This is a genomic window from Pseudomonas sp. GZJR-8 (assembly GCF_002916705.1).
Classification (GTDB): domain Bacteria; phylum Pseudomonadota; class Gammaproteobacteria; order Pseudomonadales; family Pseudomonadaceae; genus Aquipseudomonas; species Aquipseudomonas synxantha_A.
This window is the reverse complement of sequence record NZ_JXSI01000024.1, coordinates 1-5390: the sequence shown is the minus strand read 5'-3', so window position 1 is coordinate 5390 and position 5390 is coordinate 1. Positions and strand designations below refer to the sequence as shown.

Here is a 5390-nt window from a genome sequence, read left to right as displayed (position 1 = left end):
GGGCCGACGCCACGGGCAATCAGGGCATGAGCCAGACGGTTGGCCTGGCGATCCAGTTCGCCGTAGCTCAGGGTTTGTGCGTCGAACTTCACCGCCACCGCCGTCGGGTTTTCCCGGGCGCGATCGGCAAACAATTCGTGCACCCAGCGCTCGGCCGAGAAGCCAGAATCCGTGCGGTTCCAGAGTTGCAGGATCTGTTGTTGTTCGGCCGCGTCCAGCAAGCTCAACTGACTGAGCTGCTGCCGCGGGTTGGCAACCATCCCCTGCAGCAGGTTCTGCCAGTGGCGCGCCATGCGTTGCACAGTGCCAGCTTCGAACAGGTCCTGGGCATAACCCAGGGTGGCCCATATGCCTTCGGTGGACTCCTGGATATCCAGGTCCAGGTCGAAATGAGCGGTCTTGCTTTCCCACTCCAGCCCTTCCACCTGCAACGCTGGCAATTGGCGCTGAACCTGGACCTGGCCGACATCGGTCTGGTGGTTGAACATGACCTGAAACAACGGGTTGTGACTCAGGCTACGCTCGGGTTGCAGAGCTTCCACCAGTTGTTCGAACGGCAAGTCCTGGTGGGCCTGGGCCTCGACCGCGCGTTGCCGAACGTGCTGCAACAACTGCTCGACACTCATCTGCCCATGCACATCCGCCTTGAGCACCTGAGTGTTGACGAAAAAGCCGATCAGCCGCTCGGTCTCGCTGCGATTGCGGTTGGCAATCGGCACACCGACGCGTATTTCTTCCTGGCCGCTGTAGCGGTGCAACAAAGTCTGGAACGATGCCAGCAGCAACATGAACAGGGTCACGCCCTGCTCTTGCGCCAACACCTTGAGGCCCTGAGTGAGTTCGGGCGCCAGCTCGAAGGCCAGGCGCGCGCCACGGTGGCTCTGCACCGCCGGGCGCTGGTGGTCGAACGGCAACTCCAGCACGCTCTGCTCACCGCCCAACAGCTCACGCCAGTAGGCCAATTGACGTTGCTTCTCGCCGGCGTCCATCCAGTTACGCTGCCATACGGCATAATCGGCGTACTGGATCGGCAACACCGGTAGCGGCACATCCTGGCCTTGGCTGTAACCGGCATACAACTGCACCAACTCCTCGACCACCAACTGCATTGACCAACCATCGGAGACGATATGATGCTGCACCAGCACCAACACATGCTCGTCGGCGGCCAGGCGCAGCAACGTCACGCGTAGCAACGGGCCTTGCTGCAGGTCGAACGGCTGGGCAATCAACGCTTCTACCCGGGCCTGAAGCTGGGCCTCATCGACATCAGCCTGGGTGATCGGCAAGGCCACCTGCGGTTCAATCACTTGCACCGCGCCGTCGTGATCCTGGCGAATATGGGTGCGCAAGCTTTCATGGCGCGCCAGCAAGCTATCGAAACTGTGCTGAAGCGCGCCTGGATCCAACTGCCCTTTCAAGCGTAATGCACTGGGGATGTGATACGCCGCACTCTGGGGCTCCAGTTGCCACAGAAACCATTGACGCTCCTGGGCATAAGACAACGGCAACGGCTGCTCGCGGCCCGCCGGCAGCAGAGGTGGCGCCGTCGGCATCGGGCTGTCATGGGCCTGCAAGGCGGTGACAAATGCCTCCAGGCGTGGGTGTTCGAACACGGCCTTGAGCGGCACTTCCAGGCTCAGGGTCTGGCGAATCCGTGATACCACCTGCATCGCCAACAGCGAATGCCCGCCCAGTTCAAAAAAGTGCTGGTTCAGGCCCACGTGCTCGGCGCCGAGGATATCCGCCCAGATCGCTGCCACCTGTTGCTGCAACGGCGTGACCGGCGCCAGCCAGTCCTGTTGCAAGGCGGCGGCTTCGGGTTTGGGCAGCGCCTGGCGGTCCAGCTTGCCGTTGGGGTTCAAAGGCATGTGGTCGAGGAAGATCAGGTGCGCTGGCACCATGTAGTCCGGCAGGTGTTCACGCAAGGTCAGCATCAGTTGTTCGCCAGCCTCCGCGCGCTCGGTTTCAGACAGCGTCTGCGCCGGCACCAGGTAGGCCACCAGTTGGTTGTCAGCCGCCAGCAACAAGGCTTCACGCACACTGTCCTGAGCCAGCAGTACGCTTTCAATCTCACCCAGTTCAATGCGGAAACCACGGATCTTGACCTGGTGGTCGACCCGCCCGACATACTCCACCACGCCGTCGGCGCGATAACGCGCCAGGTCGCCCGTGCGGTACAGGCGCTCGCCTGCCGCGCCGAACGGGTCCGCGACGAAACGTTCGGCAGTCAGGCCCGGCCGTTGTAAATAAGCGCGGGCCAAGCCACTGGCGCTGGCGATATAGAGTTCACCGACTGCGCCCAGCGCCAGCAAGTTCAGGTCGCGGTCCAGCACATACAGACCACGCCCTGGCAGCGCCCGGCCAATCGGGCTGGCACCGGCGGCGCTGACGGCGCTCGCGTCGGTGCAGTCCAGCACACTGGAGACCACAGTGGCCTCGGTAGGCCCGTAGGTGTTGAGCAAGCGCACCTGGCCGAGCCCGGCGCGCTGCCACAGGAGTGGGCCATCCAACGGCATGGCTTCGCCGCCGATATGGATCTGGCGCAAGGCACCATAAGACCTCGGGCCCGCTGCCAGGCAGTCTTGCAGGAACAGCTTCCAGTAGGCCGTGGGCAAGTCGGCCAAGGTGATGCCCTGGGCGATGATCTGCCGATACAGCTCGGCACCGTCCCACAGTTGCGGGCCGCGCAGTACTACGGTGGCACCGAGGGTCAGGGCCGGGTACAACTGCTCGACAAAACCGTCGAAGTTCAGGGTGGCAAACTGCAACACCCGGTCTTGGGCAACCAGTTGCGAGTAATCCGCCGCGATGCCAACGAACTCACTCAGGGCAGCATGGCTGATGGCAACCCCCTTGGGCTTGCCGGTGGAGCCGGAGGTGTAGATCACGTACGCCAGGCTCTGGGGCTCGACATCAGTCGGTAGATTGTCCTCGGAGCACTGCGCCAATGGGGCCAGATCAATATCCACGGACGACACATGAGCCGGCAACGGCAGGCGCCCGCGCAGGTGGGATTGAGTCAACACCAGCCCGACGCCGCTGTCCTCAAGCATATGCACCAGGCGTTCGCGCGGGTACTCAGGGTCCAACGGCACATAGGCTGCGCCCGTCTTGAGCACCGCCAGCAAGCTGACCACCATGGCAAAGGAGCGCTCGACGCAGATCCCCACCCGCCCATCAGCGCCGATGCCCTGGGCCAGCAGGTAATGCGCCAGGCGGTTGGCCTGGCGATTCAGTTCGCCATAGCTGAGGGCCTGGTCATTCAGGGCCAGGGCCTGGCGGCCCGGCTGCCGGTCGGCCTGGGCTTCAAACAGCCGGTGCACCGCGTGCAGGGTGGTGGCACACGCCGGAGCATTCCAATCCTGGAGCATCACCTGTTGCTCCACGGCACTCAGCATCGGCAGCTCGCAGAGACGGCTGCGCGGTGCGTTCACCACCGCCTGCAACACGTGCTGCCAGTGCTGCGCCAAGCGCTCGACGGTAGCGGCGTCGAACAAGTCAGTGGCATAGGTCAGCGCAGCCCAGAGGCCCTCGGCGGATTCATGGGTATCCAGGCTCAGATCGAAATGGGTGGTCGGGCTGTCCCACTCCAGTTCCACCACACGCAGGCCCGGTAACTGCTGGCCTTCGCGGCCGCCCTGGGCATCGGTCTGGTGGTTGAACATCACCTGGAACAATGGGTTGTGGCTCAAGCTGCGTTCGGGCTGCAACGCCACCACCAGTTGTTCGAACGGCAGATCCTGATGGGCCTGGGCCTCCAGGGCGCGACGCTTGGTTTGTTGCAGCAGTTCGGCAAAGCTCATCTGCCCGTCGAGGTCAGCCTTGAGCACCTGTGTATTGACGAAGAAGCCGATCAACCGCTCGGTTTCGACACGGTTTCGGTTGGCATTCGGCACGCCAATACGAATGTCCGACTGCCCGCTGTAGCGATACAACAGGGCTTGGAACGACGCCAGCAACAGCATGAACGCCGTCACACCCTCCTGCTGCGCCAGGCGCTTGAGACCGGCCACCAGAGCCGGTGGCAGATGCACCTGCACGCTTGCACCGCGATGGCTTTGCTGCGCCGGACGCGAGCGGTCCAGCGGCAGCTCAAGCACCGGCTGCTCGCCGCCCAGCAGGGCCTGCCAATAGGCCAGCTGGCGCGCCTGCTCTCCGGCCTCCATCCAGCCTCGTTGCCACAGGGCGTAGTCGGCGTACTGGATCGGCAGCTCAGGCAGTTGCAAATCATGGCCCTGACTGTGAGCGGCGTAGAACTGCACCAGCTCTTCGACCATCACTTGCATCGACCAACCATCGGAGACGATGTGGTGCTGCACCATCACCAGCACATGTTCATCTTCGGCCAGTTGCAGCAGCGTCACGCGCAACAACGGCGCCTGGTGCAAATCGAACGGCCGTGCGACTTCGGCTTCCACCCGCGCCATCAACTGTGCCTCGTCGATACGCGCCTGGTGGATCTGCACCCGCGCCTGGGGCATCACCGCTTGCCAGAGGCGTTCGCCGTCCTCGACCAGTTGTGTGCGCAAGCTCTCATGCCGGGCCAGCAGGCTGTCGAAACTGCGCTGCAATGCCGCCAGGTCCAAGTGCCCGTGCAAACGCAGGGCGCCGGGGATGTGATAGGCGGTGCTGTCCGGATCCAGTTGCCAAAGAAACCACTGGCGCTCTTGAGCGTAGGACAGCGGCAGATGTTGGCCGTCCTCGCGGATCGAGGCAATCGGCAGTTGAGCGAAACTCATGCCCCGGCTTTGCAGGCGCTGGTAAAACTGCTGCCGCTGCTCCAGAGGCAAGCGAAGAAAGCGCGACACCAAGTCGATATTAGGGTTGGAAAGCATGGTTCAAATCGCCTCTAGTTCGCTCAAAAAGTCACGCAGGTCATCAAAATCCTCCACGCTGCCGGCGCGGAAAGTGGCTGCCGCCTGCACGTAGGCACGCAGCGAATCGGTCTGGAACAGTTCCATCAGCGGCACGTCAAGGCCCAATTCGGCTTGCACCCGGGAGGTGATCTGGATCGCCAGCAAGGAATGGCCGCCGACTTCAAAGAAGTTGTCGTTCAGGCCCACTTGCGGCAGGTGCAGGATGTCGGCCCAGATCGCAGCGATCTGTTGTTCAAGCTCGGTTTGCGGGGCCACGTACTGTTGCTGCATCTGGCTCGCATCCGGCAATGGCAACCCCTTGCGGTCGAGCTTGCCGTTGGGGGTCAGCGGCATTTGCGCCAGGAATACGAAGTGGCTGGGCACCATGTAGTCCGGCAGGTCGGCTTTCAAGGCTCGCCGCAGGGCATCGCGAAACTCGGCGGGGTCTGCCAGGCTGGCATCTGCCGGTACTACATAGGCCACCAGCTGCTTGCCGGTCGGGCCCTCCTGAGCCACCACCACGGTTTCACC

Annotated in this window: 2 protein-coding genes; both read right to left on the bottom strand. The window is 63.1% G+C overall.

From position 1 onward, the window contains the following. Positions 1-4838: non-ribosomal peptide synthetase (locus TK42_RS26635; protein WP_146097901.1), on the bottom strand; the 4838-nt coding region annotated here is incomplete at its 3' end. A gap of 3 nt (positions 4839-4841) precedes the next feature. Beyond that, positions 4842-5390 (bottom strand): phosphopantetheine-binding protein (locus TK42_RS26630; protein ID WP_177464548.1); only part of this gene is annotated, 549 nt, incomplete at its 5' end.